Consider the following 23,670-nt stretch of genomic DNA (forward strand, 5'->3'; position numbering starts at 1 on the left):
CCGGCCTATCGTCGGGTCCATCGCCGAACTGACGGTCCGGACCGGAAACGTCAGTGCATCCAGGGCGTCAGACCGTACACCGGGCCCGACGGCCCCTCCCGCAGAGAAGAGCCCCCAGCATGTCGAAGATCCTCTTCGTCCTCACCGGCGCCACCTACTGGACGCTGGCCGACGGCACCCAGCACCCCACCGGCTTCTGGGCCGACGAGGCCGTCGCCCCGTACGAGGCGTTCCGGGCCGCGGGCCACACGGTCACCGTCGCCACCCCGGGCGGGGTGATCCCGACCGTCGACTCGGGCAGCCTGGCCCCCGAGTTCAACGGCGGCGAGGAGGGCGCCGCGAAGGTCGCGGCCGCGCTGGACACCTTCGTGGAGCTGCGCCACCCCGTGCGGCTGGAGGACGTGGACCTCGCCGACTACGACGCCGTCTTCTACCCGGGCGGCCACGGCCCGATGGAGGACCTCGCCGTCGACCCCGTCTCCGGCCGGCTGCTGGTCGCCGCCCTGGCGTCCGGCAAGCCGCTCGGCGTGGTCTGCCACGGACCGGCCGCGCTGCTGGCCGCCGGGCTGCCGGACGGCTCCAACGCCTTCGCCGGCTACCGGCTGACCGGCTTCACCAATGCCGAGGAGACCCAGGCCGGCCTGGCCGGCAACGCGAAGTGGCTGCTCCAGGACCGCCTGGTCGCGGCGGGCGTGGACTTCCAGGAGGGCGAGCCGTGGGCCCCGAAGGTGGTCGTCGACCGCAACCTGGTCACCGGTCAGAACCCGGCCTCCGCCGCCCCGCTCGCCGTCGAGCTGCTGAAGAAGCTGGCCTGACGGCCGTGGCCGCCGACCGGCTGGACGAAGTCCTCGACGCCGCCTACGCCTGCCTCACCCGGTACGGCGTGCGGCGCACCACGATGGACGACATCGCCGGTGCCATGGGCGTGTCCCGATCGGCGGTCCACCAGTACGTCCGGGGCAAGGACGACGCCTTCCGCCGGCTCGCCGAGCGCCTGCACCGGCAGGCGCTCGCGCGGGCCCGGCGGGCCGCCGCCGCGCCGGACGCCCCCACGCCGAGCGCGTCCGCGGCGTGCTCGCCGCCAAGTTCGACCTCGCCCTGACGCTTGCCGGGGACTCCCCGCACACCGCCGAACTCCTGGACGGCGGGGCCAGGTTGTTCGCCTCCGCCTGTGCCGCCTTCGGCGCCGAGCTGCGCGGCCTGCTCACCAGGCTGTTCACCGAGTCGTTCGCCGAGGCCGGGCTGGCCGCCGACGCCGCCGCGCCCGCCGGTCCGGGCCGGTCCGCGCGGGTGGGGCCGGCCGAGGCCGCCGAGATCGGCCTCGCCCTGGTGCGCGGCCTGGAGTCCGCGCCGAACGCCCGGCACCTCCTCGGCCAGGGGCTCAGGCGGCCGGGGCGCTCAGGCGACGACCGGGGGGCCGAACTCGCGGACGGCGTCGGCCACGATGGCGTCGAGCGTCGCGTGGTGGGCGCCCCGCCAGTAGGCCTGCCCGCAGTCGGTGCACTGCGCGAACGCGTCGTACGACCGCTCGGTGCCGTCCCGGAGCTGGTCCTGCACCGAGGTCTTGGCGACGGTGCGCAGCGTCCCGTTGCAGGTGGTGCACCTGCTCCAGGGGGCGAGCGGGGGCGCGAAGCGCGAGAGCACGTCCCGCAGCTGGTCGGCGGGCCGGTGGCTGTAGACGTAGGCGCCCGCCCAGAGTTCGCGGCGGCGCAGCAGGCCGCGGTCGCGCGAGAGCATCACACGCTGTTCGGCGGCCGAGCGGGCCGCCAGCGCGGCGTCGCCGATGTCCGGGTTCTCGTAGGCGGCGTCGACGCCCAGCAGCCGCAGCCGGCGCGCGAGCGTCCCGAGGTGGACGTCGAGCAGGAACCGGGGCGGCTCGGCCGATGCCTGCGGCCTCCGGACGGCCCGCACCGAGACCTGCTCGCCGGCCCCGGGGATGTGCGCGGCGGCCACCGGCCGCCCGTCCACGAGCAGTTCGCCGACCTCGGTGAGCGGGACGCCGAGTGACTCCACCACGTGTCCGAGCGTCGCGGCCCCGTCGGTCCGCAGCGCGGACCGCTCCGCCCGCCGCCCGGCGGGGAGGAAGACGTGCAGGTCGGGGGCGAAGCTCAGCCAGATCTCCGGTCTCTCCACCCCGCCAGCATGCCAGCGGGCGGGCGGTGGCGGCCAGCACTTTTCGACGGCCGCGGCGGGGCCGCCGCGCCGCCGGCCCCGGCCCGCTCCCGAAGATGCCCGGCCGCTCCCCACCCGTCGGGGGGTGGGGAGCGGCCGGGCGGTGCGGGCGGGCGTCAGCGGAAGGTCCGGAGCCGGAGGCTGTTGCCCACCACGAAGACGGAGGAGAAGGCCATGGTGGCGCCGGCGATCATGGGGTTCAGGAGGCCGGTGGCGGCGAGGGGGAGGGCGGCGAGGTTGTAGCCGAAGGCCCAGGCGAGGTTGCCCTTGATGGTGGTGAGGGTGGTGCGGGCGAGGCGGATGGCGTCGGGGGCGGCGGTGAGGTCGCCGCTGACGAGGGTGAGGTCGGCGGCCTGGATGGCGGCGTCGGTGCCGGTGCCGAGGGCGAGGCCGAGGTCGGCGGTGGCGAGGGCGGCGGCGTCGTTGACGCCGTCGCCGATCATGGCGACGGTGTGGCCCTGGTGTTGGAGGGCGCGGATGGTGTCGGCCTTGTCCTGGGGGAGGACTTCGGCGATGACGTCGGTGGGGTCGATGCCGATCTCGGCGGCGACGGTGTGGGCGGCGGTGGTGTTGTCGCCGGTGAGGAGGATGGGGCGTAGGCCGAGGGCGCGTAGTCGGGTGATGGCGTGGGCGCTGGTGGGTTTGACGGCGTCGGCGATTTCGAGGACGGCGCGGGGGGTGTTGTCCCAGGTGATGGTGACGGTGGTGCGTCCGGCGGTCTCGGCGGCGGTTCGGGCGGCGGCGAGGGTGGGGGGCAGGGGGTGGTGGTCGGGGTGGGTGTGGCGGCCGGCGGTGACGTGGTGGCCTTCGACGGTGCCGTGGACGCCGAGGCCGGGGAGGTTGTGGAAGTCGTGGACGGGGGGGAGGGTGCCGAGGCGTTGGGTGGCGGCGGTGGTGATGGCGGTGGCGATGGGGTGTTCGGAGGCGTGTTCGAGGGCGCCGGCCAGGCGTAGGACGTCGGTTTCGGTGGTGTCGTGGGTGGTGTGGACGGCGAGGAGGGTCATGCGGCCGGTGGTGACGGTGCCGGTCTTGTCGAGGACGACGGTGTCGACGCGGCGGGTGGTTTCGAGGACTTCGGGGCCTTTGATGAGGATGCCGAGTTGGGCGCCGCGTCCGGTGCCGACCATGAGGGCGGTGGGGGTGGCGAGGCCGAGGGCGCAGGGGCAGGCGATGATCAGGACGGCGACGGCGGCGGTGAAGGCCTGGGTGGGGTTGTCGGTGGTGAGGAGCCAGGTGGTGAGGGTGGTGAGGGCGAGCAGGATGACGGTGGGGACGAAGACGGCGGAGATGCGGTCGGCGAGGCGTTGGGCGGCGGCTTTGCCGTTCTGGGCGTCTTCGACGAGTGTGGCGATGCGGGCGAGTTGGGTGTCGGCGCCGACGTGGGTGGCTTCGACGACGAGGCGGCCGCCGGCGTTGAGGGTGGCGCCGGTGACGGTGTCGCCGACGGTGACCTCGACCGGGACGGACTCGCCGGTGAGCATCGAGGCGTCCACCGCGGAGGAGCCCTCGACGACGGTGCCGTCCGTCGCGATCTTCTCCCCCGGACGCACCACGAACCGCATCCCGGGGGCGAGTTCGGCGATCGGGAGGCGGACCTCGACGCCGCCGCGCAGCACGGTGACGTCCTTGGCGCCGAGCTCCAGCAGCGCCGTCAGCGCGGCGCCGGCGGTCCGCTTGGCGCGCGCCTCGAAGTAGCGGCCGGCCAGCACGAACGCGACGATGCCGGCCGCCGCCTCCAGGTAGATGTCGGCCGAGCCGTCACCGCGGGCGAGGCTGAACTCGAAGGCGTGCCGCATGCCCGGCATCCCCGCGTGCCCGAGGAACAGGGCCCAGAGCGACCAGCCGAAGGCGGCCAGCGTGCCGAGCGAGACCAGGGTGTCCATGGTCGCGGCGCCGTGCTTCAGGTTGGTCCAGGCGGCCCGGTGGAAGGGCCAGGCCGCGTAGGTGACGACCGGCGCCGCGAGGGTGAGCGAGAGCCACTGCCAGTTGTCGAACTGCAGGGCCGGCACCATGGCCATCGCGATCACCGGCACCGCCAGGGCGAGCGCGGTGGCCAACCGCTGCCGCAGTGGGGCGAGTTCGTCCGGTCCGGCACCGGCCTCCGCCCCCTGCGCACCGGCCCCCGCCGACCGCGCGGACGGCGCCCGCGCGGTGTCGGGGTCCGGGAGGGCCGCGGTGTAGCCGGTGGCCTCGACGGTGGCGACCAGGTCCGCGATCCGGACGCCGTCGGCCACGACCGCCCGCGCCTTCCCGGTCGCGTAGTTGACCGTGGCCTCGACCCCCTCCATCCGGTTGAGCTTCTTCTCGATCCGGGCCGCGCAGGACGCGCAGGTCATGCCGCCGATCCGGAGGTCCACCTCCGTGGAGGCGGGTGCCTGAGTGGTCATCTGGGCTCCTCGTGGTGCGTCGTCGGTGGCGCCCTCGGCGCGACCGTCTTGCGGGTGCTGCGGGGGCGGGCCCTCGGGACCCGCCCCCTTTCATACCCCTCGGGGGTACGGGGCCGGTCAGACCCGGCCGGCCAGCGCGTAGCCCGCGCCGTCGATCGCCTCGCGCAGCGCCTCGTCGTCCGGCTCGGCCTCGGACACGACGGTGACCAGGCCGGCCTCGACGTCCACGTCGACGGCGGTGACGCCCGGCAGGCCCGTCACCGCCCGGCCGACGGCCTGCTCGCAGTGGCCGCAGGTCAGGCCGGTGACCGCGTAGACCGTGGTCACGGCGCCGATGGTGGCGACGGTCGTGGCGCCGGTGGAGCAGGTGCCGGTGGTGGAGCAGCAGGACATGGTTTCCTCCGGAGCGGTCGACGAGCCTGTCGTGATGCCCGTGGTTCGATACCCCCTAGGGGTATCGCTCGGGCATGGCTCCATTCATACCCCCAGGGGGTATCAAGCGCAACCCTTGGAGCGCACCGGTCCGCCCCGCCGCGCCACTCGCCGGATCGACGGGCCTGGCAGGATGGCGGCATGGAACGTGTGCTGGGAGTGGGCGGGTACTTCATGCGGGCCACCGACCCGGTGGCGCTGGGCGCCTGGTACCGCGATTGCCTCGGTCTCGACGCCGACGAGCACGGCCTGTGGCAGCAGGAAGCCGGGCCGACGGTGTTCGCGGCCTTCGAGTCCGGAACCGACTACTTCGGCTCCCCCGCGCAGCGGACGATGCTCAACTTCCGCGTCCGCGACCTGGCGGCGATGCTCGCGCAACTCCGCGCCAAGGGCGCGGACGTGGCCGAGGAGACCCAGGACATGGCGGGCGTCGGCCGGTTCGGCTGGGTCACCGACCCCGAGGGCAACCGCATCGAACTGTGGCAGCCCGGCTGACGGCACCGCCGCGCGGGCGGTGACCGCCGGCCGGAGGTGTCACGGGCCCGGCCGGGGTTCGTCCCGGCCCCACCGCCGCCGGCCCCCGGTCCATCGTGGCGGGGGCCGGCGGGCGGGTCAGGAGGAGCGGCGGGGGCGGCCGCGGCGGGGGGCGCCGGCCTTGCCGGAGCCCGACTTCCCCGCGGCGGGGCGGCCGCCGCCGGACTTCCCGCCGCCGGAGCGGCCCGCGGCCGCGGGCTTGCCGGAGCCGGCGCGCGGGCGGCCGCCACCGGCGGCGGCCTTCTTCGGCTGCTCGGCCGCGGGGGGCGTCTGGCCCCGGCCGCGCGAGCTGTTGACCGTCCGGCCGCGGACGATCCCGATGAACTCCTCGATCAGGTCGGTGGTCCGGTCCAGCTGCCAGGCCAGGGCGACCTGCGACTGGGGGGCGTCCGACACCGTCCGGAAGGTGAGGTCCCGGCGGTGGTGGAAGCGGGCGAGCGACTGCGGGACGAGCAGGACGCCGACCCCCGCCGCCACCAGTTCGATCGCGTCCGCGGTGGTGGCCGGGCGCTCGATCGCCGGGCGGCCGGGCAGCTCCGCCCAGCCCAGGGTGTCGTCCAGCGGGTGGAAGACCACTTCCTCGGCGAGGTCCGCGAGGGGCACCTCGTCGGCCGCCGCCAGCCAGTGGTCCTTCGGGAACACGACGACCGTGGCCTCGGTGTAGAGCGGGATCGCGCTGAGGCGGTCCCGGTCCACCGGGAGCCGGACCAGCCCCGCGTCGGCGGCGTCGGCCAGCAGCGTCGCCGCGCCCTCCTCCACCGGTACCGCGACCAGGGTGAGCGGGACGTCGGGCAGCCGCTCCTCCCAGACGCGCACCCACTTACCGGGCGTCACGCCCGGAACGTACACCAGTCGGAACGAGGGGTTCGCCTGCATCTCTGTCACGCTGCAAGGCTACCGACCGTGATCGGGGCCGCCACTCACTCGCTTACCCTAGTGACCATGACATCGCTCAAGTCGAAGACGACCCAGACCATGAAGCCGGCCACGGCCGCCAAGAAGCTGGGCATCTACCTCAACGCCGCCCCCGCCGAGTTCCAGGAGGGCGTGGTCTCCCGCGAGGAGCTCAACACCCTGCAGGCCGACCCGCCCGCGTGGCTCCAGGAGCTGCGGCGCAACGGCCCGCACCCCCGCCCGGTCGTCGCGGCCAAGCTCGGCGTCTCCGTCTCGGGCCTGGCCCGCGGCGGCGTCACCGAGGCGCTCACCACCGAGCAGATCGAGGCCCTGAAGACCGAGAACCCGGCCTGGCTGGAGCGCGAGCGCACCATCCAGGCCGACGTCCGCAAGGAGGCCGTGCGGATCAAGGAGAAGAACGAGCAGCAGGCCGCCGCGACGCCGCCCGCCAAGACCCGCTGACCCCGCCCGGGGCGGCGGCCTCCTCGCCTTCCGCCGCCCGGTCGCTCCCTGCGCACCGCCCGCGCGCCGACGGCTCCGCGCCGACGGCCCGCCGCGGCCGACCGCTCCCGGCCGCCCCTCCGGTCCACCGCCCCGCCCGCGCGGGCAGCCGGGCACCTTCCGCCGCCCCCGGTCACGGCCCCGGCCTGCCGTGGTCGAGCAGCCGGCGCACCAGCCCGTCCAGGTCGAGGTACTCGTGCTCCCGGCCGGGCGGGACCAGGCGGTCGGTGCGCCCGAGGAAGACCCTGACCTCGGCGGCCCGGGCCCGGAGCACGACACTGCCCTCGTCCCCGCCGAGCGCGACCAGCACGGTGCCGGCGTCCTCGCCGGTGCCCGGGCGGACCGCCACGTCGCCGATGCCCGCCTCCCGCGTGGTCCCCGCCGCCAGCAGCTCGCGCGCGAACATCCAGGTGATCGGCTCCGCCCGGTCGACGTGACTGTCCAGGTAGACCGCGTACGGCTCGGCCACGTCGTAGCGAAGGCGGGCCTTCACGCAGACGGTGAGGCCCGGACAGACGACCGCCCGCAGGTCGAGGTCCAGGGCCGTCGCCTCCGCGCCGGAGCGCTGCGGGGGGACGTGCGGCGTCTCCCGGCCGGTCATTCCGGTTCTCCGGCGGAACCGGTGGCACCGAGGGCCGGCGGGACGAACCGGGGTGGCTGGACCAGCCGGTGCCACTCCTGGTCGACGTGGCCGGGCACCGTCCGCCCGTAGCCGATCCAGAGGGCGACGAGGTGCGTGAAGATCGGTGCCTGCTCATGAGGAATCGTTTCTTCGCCTGCGAGGGCGAAGGCCTGGAGGTCGTTTCTCATGCCTGGACAACGACGGGCCCCACCTGCGGTAACCCTCCGCCCCCCGGCGCAGTCGCGCGGACCCGTCCGGCCCGGCCCCGCCGCGGCCGGATAGATTGCCGGGACCAGCCACCCCGCCGCCCCCGGGAGCCCCACGTGCTCGACACCACGGACGCCGCCCTCGTACGGGAGCTCCAGCGCGACGGCCGCGTCAGCTACCAGCGGCTCGCCGAACTGCTGGAGATCTCCCGGGAGGCCGCGCGGGCCCGGGTGCAGCGGCTGCTGACCCGGGGCGAGGTGCGGATCGTCGGCATCGTGCCGCCCGCCGTCGCCGGGATCACCACCGTCGCCCACGCCTCCCTGGACGTGGCCGGCCCGGCCCGGCCGGTGGCCGTGGCGGCCGCCGGCCGGCGGGCGGCCAGCTTCGTCTCCTGCACCGCCGGGCGGCGGAGCGTGATCGCCGAGCTCCGGGTGGCCGACGACGCGGCGCTGGAGCGCGAGTTCGCCGCACTGCGGGCGGTGCCCGGGGTACGCGGCGTCGAGGTGTTCCGCTGCACCGAGCTGGTCCGGGACGCGTACGCGCCGTCCGGGCCGGACCTCCGGACCGGCGCGCTGCCCGCCCTGGACGGGACCGACCGGCGGCTGCTCGGACTCCTCCAGGCCGACGGGCGGGCCAGCTTCGCGGCGCTGGCGGACCGGATCGGCCTCTCCCAGCCGGCCACCCGGGCCCGGGTGCTGCGCCTGCTGGAGGTCGGCGCGGTGCACGTCACCGGCCTGGTGGAGTCGCGGGCGCTCGGCGTCCGGGAGGCCGCCGGGGTGGGGCTCGGGGTGCTCGGACCGGCACGCGAGGTCGCGGAGGCCGCCGCCGCGCTGCCCGGCGTCAACTACGTGGCCTCGGGCTACGGCCGCTTCGACCTCGTCTGCGGGCTGGACGCCCCGGACCGCCCGGCCCTGCTGCACGGTCTGGAGGCGCTCCGCGGACTGCCCGGCGTGACGCGCTCGGAGTCCTGGGTGCACCTCGACATCGTCAAGGAGTCCTACACCTACGATCTGCCCATCGGACCGGCACTCGACAGCCCTGAACGATGATCGGCAAATGATTCGCAGAATGGGGCCGATTCTCTAGGCGAAATGACAGTCGTGAGCCCTTGACGCTTTCTTTTCACCGCCCTTTCAATGGTCGGACACCTTCCCCGTGAGAGAGTCCGGTCCCCCGATGGCCTCTTCCCCTCCCCCACAGACCGCCGACGGCCCCCGGCCCGCCGGTCCCCCGCAGCCCGCCGACGGCCCCCGGCCCGCGGTCGAGGCGCTCCCCCGCTCCCTGGGCGTCTTCGGCGGGGTCCTGCTCACCCTGTCCTGCGTCACCCCGGCCTCGTCGCTCTTCATCGTGGTGCCCCCGCTGCTGATGTCGCAGGGCAGCGGCGCCGTGATCAGCCTGCTGATCGCCGCCGTGCTCTCGCTGGGCGTCGGCCTCTGCTACGCCGAACTCGGCACCCTGGTGCCCAGCGCCGGCGGCGAGTACTCGATCGTCGGCCAGGTGCTCGGGCGACTGGCCGGCTGGCTGGTCTTCATGATCTCGATCGTCTCGCTGCTGGTCATCCCGCCGATCATCGCGCTCGGCACCGCCGACTACCTCGGCTCGGTGCTCTCGCTGGACCCGGCGGTCGCCGGCGCCGCCGTGATGGCGCTGGCCGTCGCGGTCGGCGTGCTGGACATCAAGTCCAACGCGCTGATCACCGGCATCTTCCTCGGACTCGAAGTGCTCGCCGCCGGCATCGTCGCGGTGCTCGGCTTCACCCACGTCCACCAGCCGGTCTCCTCACTGGTGCACGCCGTCGTCCCGGACGGGCAGGGCGGCACCGGACCGTTCACCCTCGGACTGCTGGTGTCCGGGCTGGCCGTGGCGATGTTCACGTACAACGGCTTCGGCACCGCCGTCTACCTCTCGGAGGACCTGCGCGACCCGCGCCGCACGGTCGCCCGCACGGTGCTCTGGTCGCTGCTGGCCGGGGTCGTGGTGATCACCGTCCCGGTGGTGGCGATCTGCCTCGGGGTCGCGTCGCCCGACCAGTTGGCCGCCGGTGACCTGGTCGCCATCGTCGACTCCTGGGCCGGCAGCACGGTGGGCACCTTCGTCAGCCTCTGCATCGCCGCCGCGATCCTCAACGCCGTCATCGTCATGGTGATCCAGAACGGCCGGGTGCTGTACGCCTCCGCCCGCGACCGCACCTGGCCCGACCCGGTCAACCGGGCACTCGGCACCCTGCACCCGCGCTGGGGCTCGCCGTGGGTCGCCACCCTCGCGATCGGCGCGCCCGGCGCCGTGCTCGCCCTGACCGTGCCGATCGACGCGCTGCTCGGCTTCACCGGGGTCGTGGTCGCCGTCATCTACCTGCTGCTCGGCGTCGCCGCGCTGCTCGCCCGGCGCGGCCGGCACCGGGGCGCGCCCGCCTGGCGGATGCCGCTCTGGCCCGTGGCGCCCGTGCTCACCACCGTGGTGCTCGGCTACGCGCTCACCCAACAGGCCGGCCGGGACCTGCTGATCACCCTCGCCGTGCTGCTCGTCGGGGTCCTCTACTGGTTCCTCTACCTGCGCCCGCGCAGCGCGACCCACTGGGTGCTCAGCCTCCCGGCCGACCAGGCCGAGGCCCCGCGCGGCGTCGCCGCCGGCCACTCGGCCACCGACCGCACCCCCGCTTCCGCTCCCGCCACCGCTCCGGAGTTCTCGTGAACCGCCCCGCCGACCTGATCGTCCACAACGCCCACGTCCACACCGTGGACGACCGCCGGCCGCGCGCCGAGGCGGTCGCCGTCCGCGACGGCCGGATCGTCCACGTCGGCGACGGCGACGACTGGCGGGCCCTGGCCGGGCCCGGCACCGAGGTCGTCGACGGCCGGGGGCGCCTGCTGGTGCCCGGCTTCGTCGACAGCCACAACCACGTCCGGCTCGGCTCCGACGCCGCCTGCGTCCAACTCGCCGGCGCCACCGACCTGCCCGAGATCGGCCGCCGGATCGGCCGGTGGCTGGAGCGGAACCCCGGCGCCGACTGGATCGAGGCCGAGGCCTTCGACTACACCGCCGTCCCCGGCGGCCGGATGCCCACAGCGGCCGACCTCGACCCCTACACCGGCGACCACCCGGCCCTGGTCCTCAGCTACGACGTGCACACCGCCTGGCTGAACACCGCCGCGCTGCGCCGCCTGGGCATCACCGCCGAGACCCGGGAACTCGCCTTCGGCACCGTCCGGAAGGACCCGGCGACCGGCGAGCCCACCGGGTTCCTCACCGACTTCGCGGTGCGCGGCCTCTCCCGCGACGGGCACCGCGCGCTGCGCGCCGCCGGGGTGCCGTGGGCCGACCCCGAGCGGCAGTACGGGCGGCTCGCCGCCAGCCTCGACATGGCCGCCCGCTACGGCATCACCACCGTCGTCGAACCGCAGAACTCGCTCGACGACCTCGCCCTCTTCGAGCGGGCCATCGCCGAGGGCCGGCTGCGCTCGCGCCTGGTCGCCGCGCTGTTCCACCCGCGCGGCACCACCGCGGCGGAGCTCGCCGAGTTCGCGGCGGCCGCCCGCCGCCACACCGGCGACCGCTTCCGGGTCGGCCCGCTGAAGCTGTACATCGACGACGTGGTCGAGCCGCACACCGCCGCGCTGCTGGAGCCCTACGCGGGCCACCACAGCCACCGGGGCGAGACCTTCTACCCCGCCGAGGAGTTCGCCGAGCTCCTGACCTCGCTCGACGCGGCCGGCTTCCAGGCCTTCGTGCACGCGACCGGGGACCGCGGAATCCGTACCGTGCTGGACGCCGTCGAGCACGCCCGCCGGGTCAACGGGCCGCGCGACGCCCGCCACCAGGTGGTCCACGTCGAGTGCCTCGACCCGGCCGACGTCTCCCGCTTCGCCGAGCTGGGCGTGGTCGCCTGCATGCAGCCCCGGCACTGCTCCCCCGACATCGCCGGCCCCGGCAAGGACTGGGCCGAGGCGGTGGGCGAGGGCCGCTGGTCCAAGGCCTGGCCGATGCGCAGCCTCCAGGAGGCCGGGGCGACGCTCGCCTTCTCCAGCGACTGGAACGTCGCCGAGATGGACCCGCTGGTCGGCCTCTACACCGCCGTCACCCGCCGGGGCCTGGCCGGCGGGGAGCCGTGGATGGAGGGCGAGACCGTCTCGCTGGCCACCGCGCTGCGTGGCTACACCCTCGGCAGTGCCTACGCCAACTTCCTGGACGACCGCCTCGGCTCGCTCACCCCCGGCAAGCTCGCCGACCTCGTCCTGCTCTCCGAGGACCTGTTCGCCGTCGACCCGAAGGCGATCCCGGAGGCGCGCGTCGAGCTGAGCGTCGTCGGCGGGGAGGTCGTGCACCGGGCCTAGGGGGAGTTCGCACCCGCCCCGGGCGGCGCCGGTCAGCGGCCGACCTCACGGGCCCGGAAGTCCTCGACCGTCTCACGGCGGATCAGCAGGCGGGCCCGGCCGTCCCGGACGGCGGCGACGGCCGGGCGCCCGACCAGGTTGTAGCCGGAGGCCATCGAGAACTGGTAGGCGCCGGCCGCCGGGACGGCCAGCAGGTCCCCCGCCCGCAGGTCGGCCGGCAGGCCGGCGCCCCGCACCAGCACGTCGCCGGCCTCGCAGTGCCGCCCGACCACGTCCACGCGGGCCGCCGGGGCGTCGGAGCGCCGGCCGACCAGCCGCGCGGTGTACGGGGAGCCGTAGAGAGCGGGCCGCGGGTTGTCGCTCATGCCGCCGTCGACGGCGGCGAAGACCCGGCCGTCCGCGCCGTGCTTGACCGACAGCACCCGGTAGAGCGCCACCCCGGCCGGCCCGGCGACGGCCCGGCCGGGCTCGATCACCAGGCGCGGCACCGCGAGCCCGGCCCCGGCGCAGCGCTCGGCGAGCCGGCGCGGCACCCGGGCGGCGAAGTCGGCGAGGTCGAAGGCGTCGTCCCCCGGCAGGTAGCGGATGCCGTGGCCGCCGCCGAGGTCCAGTTCGGGCAGCTCGACGCCGTGCCGCTCGCGCAGCTCCGCCAGGAAGGCCACCACCGTGTCCACGGCGGCGAGGTAGGGCTCGACCCCGGTGATCTGGGAGCCCAGGTGGCAGTGCAGGCCGACCAGGTCGAGGCCGGGCTGGGCCAGCACCCGGGCGATCGCGTCGGCCGCGTCCCCGCCCTCGATCGGGAGGCCGAACTTCTGGCCGCCGACGCCCGTGCGCACCGCCTCGTGGTGGCCGGCGGCGATGCCCGGAACCACTCGGACCAGCACCCGCTGCGGGGTGTCCGCGGCCACCAGGGCCGCCAGCCGGGCGATCTCCCCCGGTCCGTCGATGACGATCCGGCCGACCCTCAGCCGCCGGGCGAGCCGGAGCTCCTCCGGCGTCTTGGCGTTGCCGTGCAGCAGGATCCGCTGCGCCGGGAACCCGGCCGCGGCGGCCAGCGAGAGCTCCCCGGAGGAGCAGACGTCCAGGCCTAGGCCCTCCTCGCCGACCCAGTCGGCCATCGCGCCGCACAGGAAGGCCTTGGCCGCGTAGAGCACGTCGGCGTGCGGCAGGGCCTGCCGGTAGGCGCGGGCGCGGGCCCGCACCTCGTCCTCGTCCAGGACGTACAGCGGGGTGCCGAACCGGTCGGCGGCCTCGGCCAGGCCGACCCCGCCGACCAGCAGGTCCCCACCGGGGGCGGCGTGCGCCGAGGCCGGCCACGGGCCGCCGAGCGGCTCGGCGGCCCCCGCCGGCACGGGCGCCGCCGCCTCCGGCGCGGGGACGGGAGCGGGGAGGGGGGCGGGGGCGGGAGCGGGGACGGGGGCGGGAGCGGGGGCGGGAAGGACGGTCATGGCGGCGGCTCCTGCGGGCGGGGGCGGGGCGGGGGCGGGGCGGGCGGGGCGCCGGCGGTGTCCCGCCCGGCGCGGGCGGCGTCAGTCGAGGTACTGCAGGGCGATCCGGCAGTGCGCCGCCCGGCCGCGCCACTGCCGGACGGCCGCCCCGGACGGCTCGTCGCCCTCCTCGTCCGCCCCGGCCAGGACGTCGGGCACCGGGGCGGGACCGCGGCGACGCGGCGGCACGGCGTCGCGTTCGACGACGGCGAGCGGGCGCCGCACGGCGGTGCCCGCGGTGGCGCCGGGGTGGCCGAAGAGGACCTGGGTGTCGCTCATGGTGGACGTTCCTTCCGAAGTACCGGCGGGCCGCCGGGGTGCGGGCCCGCAGCTCCAGTGGAGCCCCGTCCGCCCCGACCGGGGCCGGCCTTGACGCGGGGCGTACGCACAACAGGCCTTCCTTGACGGCACCTTGACGACCGCCGGCCCGAACGGTGCCTGCTCCTGCTGCCTCCTCCTGCCGCCTCGCTCCCCCGTCGGCGGGAGCCGTCCCGCCCGGCCGGCGGGGCGGTCGCGGACGCCCCGCCGGCGGTCGGACCGGGCCCGGACAGAATCGTGACCGTCCAGCGGACAAGATATGTCGGCAACCTGCATATACTTTTGCTCGGCAGGTGCGATATACATACGGGGTATGCAAAGCCGGTCCGGCCGGAGGCGCCCCGCCCCACCCGCCGAAGGCTTCCTGATGCCCTGTCTCAAAGGGGGACCCATGTTCGAAACCAGTCCGTCCAGGAACGGCGCCGCCCCGGTGCTGCACCTGGACAACGTCACCCGGGTGCACGGCCGCGGCGCGGCCGAGGTGCACGCGCTGCGCGGCGTGGACCTCAAGGTGCAGGCCGGCGAGTTCGTCGCCGTGATGGGCCCGTCCGGCTCCGGCAAGTCGACCCTGCTCACCCTCGCCGGCGGCCTGGACACCCCCACCACCGGCCAGGTCCTGGTCGAGGGCACCGCACTCGGCGGCCTGAGCCGCAAGAAGCTCGCCGCGGCCCGGCGGCGCTCGATCGGCTACGTGTTCCAGGACTACAACCTGATCCCGGCCCTCACCGCCGCCGAGAACATCGCGCTGCCGCGCGAACTCGACGGCGTCTCCGGCCGGGTGACGCGCCGTGAGGCACTGGCCGCACTGGAGGAACTCGGCATCCCCGAGCTGGCCGGCCGCTACCCCGACGACATGTCCGGCGGCCAGCAGCAGCGCGTGGCCATCGCCCGCGCCCTGGTCGGCGAGCGCCGCCTCGTCCTCGCCGACGAGCCCACCGGCGCCCTCGACTCCGCCAACGGCGAAGCCGTCCTGGGCGTCCTGCGGGCCCGCTGCGACGCCGGCGCCGCCGCGATGATGGTCACCCACGAACCCCGGCACGCCAGCTGGGCCGACCGGGTCGTCTTCCTCCGCGACGGGCTGATCGTCGACGAGGGCTTCGGCCGCAGCGTCGAGAGCCTGCAGACCATGGCCGCCCGCCACGGGACCCGGATCGAGGCCACCGGATGAAGCTCGGACCCCTGAAGGTCGCGCTGCGGATCGCCCGCCGCGACGCCCTGCGCGCCAAGGGCCGCAGCGCCCTCGTCATCGCCATGATCTCGCTGCCCGTGCTCGGCGTGGCCGGCGCCGACATCGTCTACCGCAGTGGCCAGCTCGCCCCGGTGGAGCGGGTCGAACGGCTGGCCGGCGGGGCCGACGCACTCGTCACCGCCTACGAGCTCGGCAGCACCGTCCAGCAGCGCCCGTTCGCCGAGGACGGCGCGCTCGCGATCGGCGTCCGGGCCAACCAGGGACCGACCCCGGAGCAGACCCGCAGCGCCGGCGCCGACCCGGCCGCGCTGCTGAAAGAGCTGCTGCCCGGCTCGGCCCTGCTGCCGGCCGCCGCCGGTCTCAACGCCAGCGCCGGCTCGCCCAACGGCCTGGTCCGGACCGAGACCGCCGAGGCCGACCTCACCGATCCGGTCTGGAAGGGCCGGCTCGACCTGGTCGAGGGCCGCACCCCGAACGCCGCGCACGAGGCGGCCGTCACCCGGGAGTTCCTCACCGAGTCCGGCCTGCGCCTCGGTCAGACCACCACCCTCAAGGGGCTGGAGAAGACGCCGTTCACCCTGACCGGCGTCGTGGAGCACCCCGACGACCTCGCCAAGGTCGAGTTCGTCGGCCGCCCCGGCGAGGTCCTCGCCCCGCTGGCCGCGGCCGCGCCGGCCGCCGCCAAGCCCCCGACCGGGGCGGGCGACCGCTCGACCCCGGGCAAGCCGGCCTGGCTGCTGAAACTGCCCGCCGGGGCGACCCTCGACTGGGAGGGCGTCAAGAAGCTCAACCGGTACGGCTTCACCGCGACCTCCCGCGCGGTGGCGCTCGACCCGCCGTCCGAGTCCCAGATCACCTACCAGCGGCTGGAGTTCGGCTCCAGCAGCCCGCTGCGCTCCGACAAGGCCGTGGTGGTCGGCACCGTCGCGGGCATGGCCCTGCTGGAGGTCGCCCTGCTCGCCGGGCCGGCCTTCGCCGTCGGCGCCCGGAGGTCCCGCCGGCAGCTCGCCCTGATCGGCGCGAGCGGCGGCGACCGCGGCCACATCGCCTCCGTCGTCCTCGGCTCGGGCCTGGTGCTCGGCGCGGTCGGCGCGGTCACCGGCGTGGTGCTCGGGACCGGCCTGGTGGCCCTGACCCGGTCGTGGATCGAGGAGACCGGTGGCAGCCGGTTCGGCCACTTCGGCGTCCAGGCGCCCGACCTGCTCGCCATCGCGGTCGTCGGCGTGGTCACCGCGCTGCTCGCGGCCGCGCTGCCCGCCCTCCAGGCCGCCCGGCAGAGCGTCACCGCCGGCCTCACCGGCCGTGACACCGTCAGGCCGCCGAGCCGCTGGACCACCGCCGCCGGCATCGTGCTCTTCGTCTCCGGCGCGGCCGTCGCGCTGCTCGCCGTCGGGACCAACGACGGCACCGGCCGGGGCATCCCGGTCTTCGCCGGCCTGGACAAGATGACCCTGATGGTGCTCGCGGGGTCGGCCACCGCCGAACTCGGCCTGCTCGCCCTCACCCCGGTACTGATCGCCCTCTGCGGCCGGCTCGCCCGGTTCCTGCCGCTCGGCGGCCGGCTCGCCCTGCGCGACTCGGCCCGCCACCGCGGCCGCACCGCCCCGGCCATCGCGGCCGTGATGGCCGCCGTCGCCGGCTCGGTGGCGATCGGCCTCTACACCGCGAGCAGCGACGTCATGGACGCCGCCTCCTACCGGCCGCACAGCCCGGTCAACTCCGTCTCGCTCGGCGTGCTCACCGACAGCCCGCTGCTCCCCCAGGTGCGCGCGGCCATCGAGCAGGACCTGCCCGAGCTCGGGGAACGCGCCGATCTCGGCACCGCGGTCTACTCGTGGTGCGCGGAGTGCTCCAGCAACGTCACCGTCAAGGGCGGGGTCGGCTTCGGCTCCCGGGCCCTCGTCGTCGGCGACGCGACCGTCCTGCACAACGCCTTCGCCGTCCGCGACCCGGCCGCCGAGCAGGCGCTGGCCGCCGGCAAGGCCGTGGTCTTCGACCGCTCCCTGCTCAGCGGCGACAAGGTCGTGCTCCAGCTGACGGGTGGCTTCACCGCCCCGCCGCAGCCGGGTGCCGCCCCGGCGCAGGAGATCCGGGAGATCCCCGTCGACGCCGTCGTGGTCGAGAACCCGACCGCCGCCCGGTACGGGGTCGGCGTCATCGGCACCCGGACGATCACCGGACTGGGTCTCACGACGAAGCCCAGCGGCTCGGTCTGGCTGCCGTCCACCGCGCCGGACCGCAAGGCGACGCAGCGGGCCGCGGCCACCGCCGACCGCATCCTGCCGAGCGCCCTGCTCGACGTGGAGCGCGGGTTCGAGCCGAAGAGCGACGTACCGACCATCGCCCTCACCGGCTTCGCCGCCCTGGTCGTGCTCGGCGCCGCGTGCATCGCCACCGGCCTCGCCGCCGCCGACTCCCGGCGCGACCAGGCGACCCTCGCCGCGGTCGGCGCGCCGCCGGGGATCCGCCGGACCCTCTCCGGCATCCAGTGCGCGCTGATCGCCGTCCTGGGCGCGGCCCTCGGCACGATCAACGGGTTCGTCCCGGCGGTCGCCCTGCTGATGGCCCGTGACGTCGCCAACCAGGCTGGCAGCAGCACGATCGTGGTGCCCTGGGCGAACATCGGGCTCACCACCGTCGCCGTCCCACTGTTCGCCGGACTGCTGGCCGTCCTGTTCACCCGCGCCGACGCGCCGCTCACCCGCCGGCTCGGCTGAGCCCGCACCGTCCCCCCGGGCGCCGTCCCCCCGCACCGCGCGGGGGGACGGCGCCCGTCCGCACGTCCCGTCCCGCCCGGCGCCCCCGGCACCGTCGTACGCTGACGATCACCCTCTCCCGGCCTCCCGAAGGTGGCGTCTTGAACCGACCGACCGCACCCGTGACCGCCCGCACCGCGACCTCCGCCGACGTCGACGCGATCGTCGCCACCCTGACCTCCGCGTTCTTCGACGACCCGCTCTGGGGCCCGGCGTTCCCCGACCGCGAGCGACGGGCGGCCCAGGCCTCCGCGATGTGGCGCCTGTTCGCCACCTCCGCCCTGCGCTACCCCTGGACCCTGGTGACGCCGAACGTGGAGTCCGCCGCGCTGTGGATCCCGCCCGGCGGCAACGACCTCAGCCCCGACGAGGAGGAGGGCCTGGAGGACTTCCTGGTCGGCATCACCGACCGGGCCACCGCCGACGGCCTGCTCGCGATCCTCGCGGACCTCGAAGCGGCCCACCCGAGAAGCGAACCGCACTTCTTCCTGAGCCTGCTGGCCACCCACGGCGACCACCGCGGCCACGGCTTCGGCATGGGCCTGCTCGCCGAGAACCTGGCCCGGATCGACGCCCTCGGCGCGGCCGCCTACCTGGAGTCCTGCAACCCCGCCAACAATGAGCGCTACGCCCGGGCGGGCTTCACCGAACTCGACCGGATCACCGTCCCGTCCGGCCACACCGTCTCCACCATGTGGCGCCCGGCCCGCCACTGAGCCGCCACCCGGCGCGGCGCCCACCCGCCCGCACCCGGCGCGGGCGGCGCCGTCGCCGGGACCGGGACCGCCGGACGCCCGGACGGCCCTGCGCCCGGGCGCCGGCCCCGGGTTGACACCGCCTCCGGCCGGGCCCGCGCCTGTGGCCCCGGCGGCCCGGTGGTGGCAGAGTGGCGCCCATGTGCGGCCGATTCGTCTCCACCACCACGCCCCAGGACCTGCTCGGCCTGCTCGGGGTGACCGGCTGGAACCCGGCCGAGACCCTCGCGCCGAGCTGGAACGTCGCCCCCACGGACCCGGTGTGGACGGTGCTGGAACGGGTCGACCGCGAGACCAGCGAACTCGCCCGCCGGCTCCGCCCGGTGCGGTGGGGCCTGGTCCCCTCCTGGTCCAAGGACCCGGCCACGGGCGCCAGGCTGATCAACGCCCGGGCCGAGACGGTGCACGAGAAGCCCGCCTTCCGCTCCGCCTTCGCCAAGCGCCGCTGCGTCCTGCCTGCCGACGGCTACTACGAGTGGGTGCGGGTGCCCGCCGCCGAGGGCCGCAAGGCCTACAAGCAGCCCTACTACCTCCACCCCCGCGCCGGCGGCCCGCTGGTGATGGCCGGGCTGTACGAGTTCTGGCGGGACCGCTCGCTGCCCGAGGACGACCCGGCGGCCTGGCTCACCACCGCCACGATCATCACCACCGACGCCACCGACGCGGCCGGCCGCGTCCACGACCGGATGCCGCTCACCATCGGCCCGGCCGACCTGGACGCCTGGCTCGACCCGGAGCACGACGACCCGGTGGAGCTGCGGCGGCTCCTGCACGCCCCGGCCGGGGACGAACTCGCGGTCCGGGCGGTCTCCACCACCGTCAACAGCGTCCGCAACAACGGCGCCGCCCTGCTGGACGCGGTACCGGACCCGGTGGGCCACGGCGACGGGCCGGGCTGACCGAGCACCCGCCGGCGGGCCACCGGTCCCGGGCCGGGGCACGACGCCCGGGACATGGCCCGGGCGCGGCCGGACGGCGGCCGGGCGGAAGAGACGGCCGGTGCCCCAGGCGGCCGGGACACCGGGTGGCGGAGCTTGGATGGCACGCCCGCCTCGACGGGCGACGTCATCCGTCCTCGCCACCCGATGGGGAACCCACATGTCCGCACAGTCCGCGCAGCTCACCCTCCACGACACCCGCCGCGCCCGCTGCCTGCCCGACCTGCTCGACCGGCAGGTGGCCGAGCGGCCGGACGCCGTCGCCGTGACCGGCCGCGGCGCACACCTCGGCTTCCGGGACCTCCGCGCCGCCGCCGCCGGCCTGGGCGCCCACCTGCACCAGCTCGGCGTGGCGGCCGACGACTGCGTCGGCCTCTACGTCGACCCCTCGCCGGAGCTGATGGTGGGCGCCTGGGGCATCCTCTACGCCGGCGCCGCCTATCTGCCACTGTCCCCGGAGTACCCCGAGGACCGGATCCGCTACATGATCGAGGACAGCCGGACCGGGGTGATCGTCACCCAGGAGCACCTGCGCACCCGGCTGGCCGGACTCGTCCCGCCGGGCACCCGGATCCTCGTCCCCGCCGGCCCGGACCGGGCGCCCGGGACACCCGGCGCGGCCGGAGCCGACGACGCGCCCCCGTTCCCGCACCAGAGCCGGGGCCCGGCGAGCCCCCGGCCGGAGTCGCTCGCCTACGTCATCTACACCTCCGGCAGCACCGGCCGCCCCAAGGGAGTGATGATCGAGCACCGGAGCATCGTGTCCCAGCTGCGCTGGCTGGTCGCCGACGGCCACCTCGGGCCGGACGCCGCCGTGCTGCAGAAGACGCCGATGAGCTTCGACGCGGCGCAGTGGGAGATCCTGGCACCGGCCGGCGGCGCGCGGGTCGTGCTCGGCGCCCCCGGCGTCTACCGGGACCCGGAAGCCCTGATCGACACCGTCCGGGAGTACGGGGTGACCACGCTGCAGTGCGTGCCCACCCTGCTCCAGGCGCTGCTGGACACCGAGCGGCTGGGCGACTGCGGCACGCTGCGGCGGCTGTACTCGGGCGGCGAGGCGCTCTCGCGCCGGCTCGCCCGGGCGCTCACCGCCGAGCTGCCGCAGGCCGCGCTGGTCAACCTCTACGGGCCGACCGAGTGCACCATCAACGCGACCGCCCACCTCGTCGACCCCGCCGCCGTGGGCGAGGACGCCGGGTCGGTGCCGATCGGCGTGCCGGTCGACCGCACCCACTGCTTCGTGCTCGACGGGGACCTGGCGCCGGTGGAGCCCGGCGCCACCGGCGAGCTCCACCTGAGCGGTGTCCAGCTCGCCCGCGGCTACCTGAACCGGCCCGACCTGACGGCGGAGCGCTTCGTCGCCTCGCCCCACCTCCCGGGCGAGCGGCTGTACCGCACCGGGGACCTCGCCCACTGGAACCCGGACGGCACGCTCCAGTGCGCCGGCCGGGTGGACAACCAGGTCAAGCTGCGGGGCTACCGGGTCGAGCTGGACGAGATCGCGCTCGCCATCGAGGAGCACACCTGGGTCCGCCGGGCGGCGGCGATCGTCACCGACGACCCCCGGACGGGCCACCGGAACCTGGTGGCCTGCGTCGAACTGGACCCCAAGGAGGCGGCCCTGATGGACCAGGGCAGCCACGGCGGCCACCACCGGTCCAAGGCGAGCCGGCTCCAGGTCCGGGCGCAGCTGTCCGACCCCGGGGTGCGGGACGCCGCCGAACTGGCGGGCCGGCCGGTGGTGGCGCTGCCCGGCGGGCGGGAGAGCGAGCGGCAGCGGCGCGAGACCTTCGCCCGCAAGACCTACCGCTTCTACGAGGGCGGCCGGGTCACCCGCGACGACCTTCTGGCGCTGCTCGCGCCGCCGGCCGCCCCGGCGGGCCCCGTCACGCCGCGCACCGGCGAGCCGGATCTCGCCGAACTGGGCTTGATCCTGCGGTGGTTCGGCCAGTTCCACAGCTCGGAGCGGCTGCTGCCGAAGTACGCGTACGCCTCCCCGGGCGCGCTGTACGCCACCCAGCTGTACCTGGAGACCGGCGGGACCGGCGGCCTCGACGCCGGCGTGTACTACTACCACCCGGTCGAGCACGCCCTGGTCCGGGTCGGCGAGGGTACCGGGGGCCCGGGCCTCACCGTCCACTTCCTCGGCAAGCGGCGCGCGATCGCGCCCGTCTACCGGAACAACATCCTGGAGGTGCTGGAGTTCGAGGCGGGTCACATGCTGGGCGTGTTCGAGGAGGTGCTGCCCGCCCACGGGCTGGCCGTCCGGCCGGTCGGCCTGCTGCCGTCCGTCCGGGCCGGGCTGGACGTGGCCGAGGAGGACCACTACCTCGGCACCTTCGCGATCGTGCCCGCCGACGGCCGGCCGGCGGCGGACCGCACCGAGTACTACGTCCAGGCCCACCCCGGTGGCGTCGAGGGCCTGGCCGCCGGCCAGTACCGCTGGACGGACGGCGGGTTGGCGCGGATCTCGGACGAGCTGGTGCGGTCGCGGGACGTGATCGCGATCAACCAGCAGGTGTACGAGCGGGCCGGCTTCGGCATCACCGCCGTCGGCCGGGCCGAGGAGCCGTGGCTGGAGTACCTCGGTCTCGGCACCGCCCTGCACCGGCTCCAGCGGGGCGGCCTCGCCCTCGGCCTCGGGTTCATGTCCTCCGGCTACAGCTCGAACACCGGGCACCCGCTGCCGTCCGCCCGGCGGATCGACGCGGTGCTGGCCTCCTGCGGGATCGCGCCGGGCCCGTCGTACTTCTTCCTCGGCGGGAAGGTGAGCGAGGAGCAGATCCGCAGCGAGGGCATGATCGAGGACGCCGTCCACATGAAGGGTCCGGCCGAGATCGTCCGGGACGAACTGGCCGCCGTCCTGCCCGACTACATGCTCCCCAACCGGGTGCTCGTCCTCGACGAGCTGCCGCTGACCGCCAACGGCAAGGTCGACGCGAAGGCGCTGGCCGCCGGTGCGGCGGTCCGGACGGCGGACGCGGGCGGGCCGAAGGTCGCGCCGTCGACGCCGACCGAGCACCGGCTCGCGGCCGCCTGGGGCGGGGCGCTGAGGTACCAGGAGGTCTCGGTGCGGGACGACTTCTTCGCCGCCGGCGGCAACTCGCTGATCGCCGTGGCGCTGATCAACCGGCTGAACCGGGAGTTCGGCACCCGGCTGCCGCTGCAGGTCCTCTTCGAGAGCCCGAGGCTGGCCGACCTGGCCGCCCGGATCGACGAGGACACCGGTGAGCCCGGCTCGCGGCTGGTGCCGCTGCACCGCGCGGGCACCGGCGACCCGGTGTTCTGCTGGCCGGGGCTCGGCGGCTACCCGATGAACCTGCGGCTGCTCGGGAGCACCGTGGGCCGCCCGTTCTACGGCATCCAGGCGCACGGCATCAACGCCGGTGAGACGCCGTACCCGACGATCCGGGAGATGGCCGCGGCCGACCTCGCCGAGATCCGCCGGGTGCGGCCGGAGGGCCCCTACACCCTGTGGGGCTACTCCTTCGGCGCCCGGGTCGCCTTCGAGACGGCCTGGCAGCTGGAACAGGCCGGCGAGCGGGTCGCGGACCTGCTGCTGATCTGCCCCGGCAACCCGGAGCTGCGGCGCGGCGGCGGCGAGCGGCACGGACGCGAGGCCTCGTACCGCGACCCGGCCTACGTGGCGATCCTCTACTCGGTGTTCGCCGGCTCGGTCCGCGGGCCCGACCTGGAGGCCTGCCTGGCCGAGGCGCACGACGAGGACGGCTTCACGGCCTTCGTGCACCGCCTGCTGCCGGAGCTGGGCGAGGAGTTGATCCGCCGGATCGCCCGGATCGTCGGGGAGACCTACGAGTTCGACTACAGCTTCGGCGAACTCGCGCAGCGGCGGCTGGACGCGCCGGTGACCATCGTCAAGGCCGCCGGTGACGACTACTCCTTCATCGAGGGGAGTTCGGGGTACTCGGCCGCGCCGCCGGTCGTCGTCGAACTGAGCGGCGACCACTACGGCGTGCTCAGGGAGCGGGGCGTCGGCGAACTGGTCGCCGCGATCCGGGCCCGGCCGGCCGGCTGAGCGGTCGGCCCTCCCGTCCCGGCGGAGCGGGAGGGCCGCCGGCGGACCGGCGCCGCCGGGTGATCACCCGCCCGGCGGCGCCGCCGTGCCGGACCGTCCCGCCGGCCGCCC

General features: G+C 75.6%; 20 protein-coding genes. 12 read left to right on the forward strand and 8 right to left on the reverse strand.

Going from position 1 to position 23,670, the window contains the following annotated elements; translation table 11 throughout:
• The first annotated feature begins 119 nt into the window (after positions 1-119).
• Together OG618_RS07940 and OG618_RS07945 are read left to right on the forward strand one after the other, a co-directional pair.
• A complete protein-coding gene (locus tag OG618_RS07940) occupies positions 120-815 on the forward strand; it encodes a type 1 glutamine amidotransferase domain-containing protein (RefSeq protein WP_329486573.1) in 696 nt (231 codons plus the stop codon).
• Positions 816-820: 5 nt separating this feature from the next.
• A complete protein-coding gene (locus tag OG618_RS07945; RefSeq protein ID WP_329486574.1) occupies positions 821-1,102 on the forward strand; it encodes a TetR/AcrR family transcriptional regulator in 282 nt (93 codons plus the stop codon).
• A 296-nt stretch (positions 1,103-1,398) separates the two neighbouring features.
• Here the strand turns inward: OG618_RS07945 and OG618_RS07950 are convergent, their stop codons facing one another.
• The 3 genes from OG618_RS07950 to OG618_RS07960 form a co-directional block, all read right to left on the reverse strand.
• Positions 1,399-2,133, reverse strand: a complete 735-nt coding sequence (locus OG618_RS07950) for a Mut7-C RNAse domain-containing protein (protein ID WP_329486575.1) — start codon at positions 2,131-2,133, stop codon at positions 1,399-1,401.
• Between the two features lie 155 nt (positions 2,134-2,288).
• On the reverse strand, positions 2,289-4,559 hold the full coding sequence (locus OG618_RS07955) for a heavy metal translocating P-type ATPase (protein WP_329486576.1): 2,271 nt from the start codon (positions 4,557-4,559) through the stop codon (positions 2,289-2,291).
• Positions 4,560-4,676: 117 nt separating this feature from the next.
• A complete protein-coding gene (locus OG618_RS07960) occupies positions 4,677-4,952 on the reverse strand; it encodes a heavy-metal-associated domain-containing protein (RefSeq protein WP_329486577.1) in 276 nt (91 codons plus the stop codon).
• Positions 4,953-5,132: 180 nt separating this feature from the next.
• On the opposite strand from OG618_RS07960, the gene OG618_RS07965 reads away from it, so the two are divergent.
• Positions 5,133-5,486: a VOC family protein gene (locus OG618_RS07965; RefSeq protein WP_329486578.1), complete on the forward strand. Its 354-nt coding sequence runs from the start codon at positions 5,133-5,135 to the stop codon at positions 5,484-5,486.
• Positions 5,487-5,603: 117 nt separating this feature from the next.
• Here OG618_RS07965 and OG618_RS07970 read toward each other — a convergent pair whose 3' ends face one another.
• Positions 5,604-6,410: a LysR substrate-binding domain-containing protein gene (locus OG618_RS07970; protein ID WP_329486579.1), complete on the reverse strand. Its 807-nt coding sequence runs from the start codon at positions 6,408-6,410 to the stop codon at positions 5,604-5,606.
• A 57-nt stretch (positions 6,411-6,467) separates the two neighbouring features.
• Between OG618_RS07970 and OG618_RS07975 the strand changes: the two genes are divergently transcribed.
• The gene (locus OG618_RS07975; RefSeq protein WP_329486580.1) at positions 6,468-6,881 is read left to right on the forward strand and encodes a DUF5997 family protein; all 414 of its coding nucleotides are present in this window, start codon (positions 6,468-6,470) and stop codon (positions 6,879-6,881) included.
• Between the two features lie 172 nt (positions 6,882-7,053).
• Here the strand turns inward: OG618_RS07975 and OG618_RS07980 are convergent, their stop codons facing one another.
• Positions 7,054-7,521 (reverse strand): SsgA family sporulation/cell division regulator, encoded by a 468-nt coding sequence (locus OG618_RS07980; protein WP_329486581.1) that lies wholly within the window; start codon positions 7,519-7,521, stop codon positions 7,054-7,056.
• Positions 7,518-7,730 (reverse strand): hypothetical protein, encoded by a 213-nt coding sequence (locus OG618_RS07985; RefSeq protein WP_329486583.1) that lies wholly within the window; start codon positions 7,728-7,730, stop codon positions 7,518-7,520. Before OG618_RS07985 ends, OG618_RS07980 begins: the two co-directional genes overlap by 4 nt.
• A gap of 135 nt (positions 7,731-7,865) precedes the next feature.
• On the opposite strand from OG618_RS07985, the gene OG618_RS07990 reads away from it, so the two are divergent.
• From OG618_RS07990 to OG618_RS08000, 3 genes are all read left to right on the forward strand, one after another.
• A complete protein-coding gene (locus OG618_RS07990) occupies positions 7,866-8,798 on the forward strand; it encodes an Lrp/AsnC family transcriptional regulator (protein ID WP_329486584.1) in 933 nt (310 codons plus the stop codon).
• A 127-nt stretch (positions 8,799-8,925) separates the two neighbouring features.
• Positions 8,926-10,440, forward strand: a complete 1,515-nt coding sequence (locus tag OG618_RS07995) for an APC family permease (protein ID WP_329486585.1) — start codon at positions 8,926-8,928, stop codon at positions 10,438-10,440.
• The gene (locus tag OG618_RS08000; protein WP_329486586.1) at positions 10,437-12,080 is read left to right on the forward strand and encodes an amidohydrolase; all 1,644 of its coding nucleotides are present in this window, start codon (positions 10,437-10,439) and stop codon (positions 12,078-12,080) included. The genes OG618_RS07995 and OG618_RS08000 overlap by 4 nt, the downstream gene beginning before the upstream one ends.
• Before the next feature lie 32 nt (positions 12,081-12,112).
• Here OG618_RS08000 and lysA read toward each other — a convergent pair whose 3' ends face one another.
• Both lysA and OG618_RS08010 read right to left on the reverse strand, forming a co-directional pair.
• Entirely contained in the window at positions 12,113-13,528 is a 1,416-nt protein-coding gene (gene lysA, locus OG618_RS08005; RefSeq protein WP_329486587.1) for a diaminopimelate decarboxylase, read from the reverse strand.
• An 81-nt stretch (positions 13,529-13,609) separates the two neighbouring features.
• The gene (locus OG618_RS08010; protein ID WP_329486589.1) at positions 13,610-13,846 is read right to left on the reverse strand and encodes a hypothetical protein; all 237 of its coding nucleotides are present in this window, start codon (positions 13,844-13,846) and stop codon (positions 13,610-13,612) included.
• A gap of 430 nt (positions 13,847-14,276) precedes the next feature.
• On the opposite strand from OG618_RS08010, the gene OG618_RS08015 reads away from it, so the two are divergent.
• The 5 genes from OG618_RS08015 to OG618_RS08035 all read left to right on the forward strand — a co-directional run bounded on the left by OG618_RS08015 (position 14,277) and on the right by OG618_RS08035 (position 23,559).
• On the forward strand, positions 14,277-15,053 hold the full coding sequence (locus tag OG618_RS08015; protein WP_329486590.1) for an ABC transporter ATP-binding protein: 777 nt from the start codon (positions 14,277-14,279) through the stop codon (positions 15,051-15,053).
• Positions 15,050-17,791 carry an ABC transporter permease gene (locus OG618_RS08020; protein ID WP_329486591.1) on the forward strand — a complete coding sequence of 914 codons (2,742 nt, stop codon included), beginning with the start codon at positions 15,050-15,052 and terminating at the stop codon, positions 17,789-17,791. The genes OG618_RS08015 and OG618_RS08020 overlap by 4 nt, the downstream gene beginning before the upstream one ends.
• Before the next feature lie 140 nt (positions 17,792-17,931).
• Positions 17,932-18,546: a GNAT family N-acetyltransferase gene (locus tag OG618_RS08025; protein ID WP_329486592.1), complete on the forward strand. Its 615-nt coding sequence runs from the start codon at positions 17,932-17,934 to the stop codon at positions 18,544-18,546.
• Positions 18,547-18,725: 179 nt separating this feature from the next.
• Positions 18,726-19,484: an SOS response-associated peptidase gene (locus tag OG618_RS08030; protein WP_329486594.1), complete on the forward strand. Its 759-nt coding sequence runs from the start codon at positions 18,726-18,728 to the stop codon at positions 19,482-19,484.
• A 199-nt stretch (positions 19,485-19,683) separates the two neighbouring features.
• Entirely contained in the window at positions 19,684-23,559 is a 3,876-nt protein-coding gene (locus OG618_RS08035; protein WP_329486596.1) for an amino acid adenylation domain-containing protein, read from the forward strand.
• Positions 23,560-23,670 lie beyond the last annotated feature (111 nt).

Origin of the sequence: Kitasatospora sp. NBC_01246, from assembly GCF_036226505.1 — a bacterium.
Taxonomy (GTDB): Bacteria; Actinomycetota; Actinomycetes; order Streptomycetales; family Streptomycetaceae; genus Kitasatospora.

Coding starts and splice junctions, on each gene's coding strand:
- OG618_RS07960 (WP_329486577.1), bottom strand. CDS start 4,952: ATGTCCTGCTGCTCCACCACCGGCACCTGCTCCACCGGCGCCACGACC.
- OG618_RS08035 (WP_329486596.1), top strand. CDS start 19,684: ATGTCCGCACAGTCCGCGCAGCTCACCCTCCACGACACCCGCCGCGCC.
- lysA (WP_329486587.1), bottom strand. CDS start 13,528: ATGACCGTCCTTCCCGCCCCCGCTCCCGCCCCCGTCCCCGCTCCCGCC.
- OG618_RS07975 (WP_329486580.1), top strand. CDS start 6,468: ATGACATCGCTCAAGTCGAAGACGACCCAGACCATGAAGCCGGCCACG.
- OG618_RS08020 (WP_329486591.1), top strand. CDS start 15,050: ATGAAGCTCGGACCCCTGAAGGTCGCGCTGCGGATCGCCCGCCGCGAC.
- OG618_RS07955 (WP_329486576.1), bottom strand. CDS start 4,559: ATGACCACTCAGGCACCCGCCTCCACGGAGGTGGACCTCCGGATCGGC.
- OG618_RS08015 (WP_329486590.1), top strand. CDS start 14,277: ATGTTCGAAACCAGTCCGTCCAGGAACGGCGCCGCCCCGGTGCTGCAC.
- OG618_RS07985 (WP_329486583.1), bottom strand. CDS start 7,730: ATGAGAAACGACCTCCAGGCCTTCGCCCTCGCAGGCGAAGAAACGATT.
- OG618_RS08030 (WP_329486594.1), top strand. CDS start 18,726: ATGTGCGGCCGATTCGTCTCCACCACCACGCCCCAGGACCTGCTCGGC.
- OG618_RS07940 (WP_329486573.1), top strand. CDS start 120: ATGTCGAAGATCCTCTTCGTCCTCACCGGCGCCACCTACTGGACGCTG.
- OG618_RS07980 (WP_329486581.1), bottom strand. CDS start 7,521: ATGACCGGCCGGGAGACGCCGCACGTCCCCCCGCAGCGCTCCGGCGCG.
- OG618_RS07995 (WP_329486585.1), top strand. CDS start 8,926: ATGGCCTCTTCCCCTCCCCCACAGACCGCCGACGGCCCCCGGCCCGCC.
- OG618_RS07965 (WP_329486578.1), top strand. CDS start 5,133: ATGGAACGTGTGCTGGGAGTGGGCGGGTACTTCATGCGGGCCACCGAC.
- OG618_RS08010 (WP_329486589.1), bottom strand. CDS start 13,846: ATGAGCGACACCCAGGTCCTCTTCGGCCACCCCGGCGCCACCGCGGGC.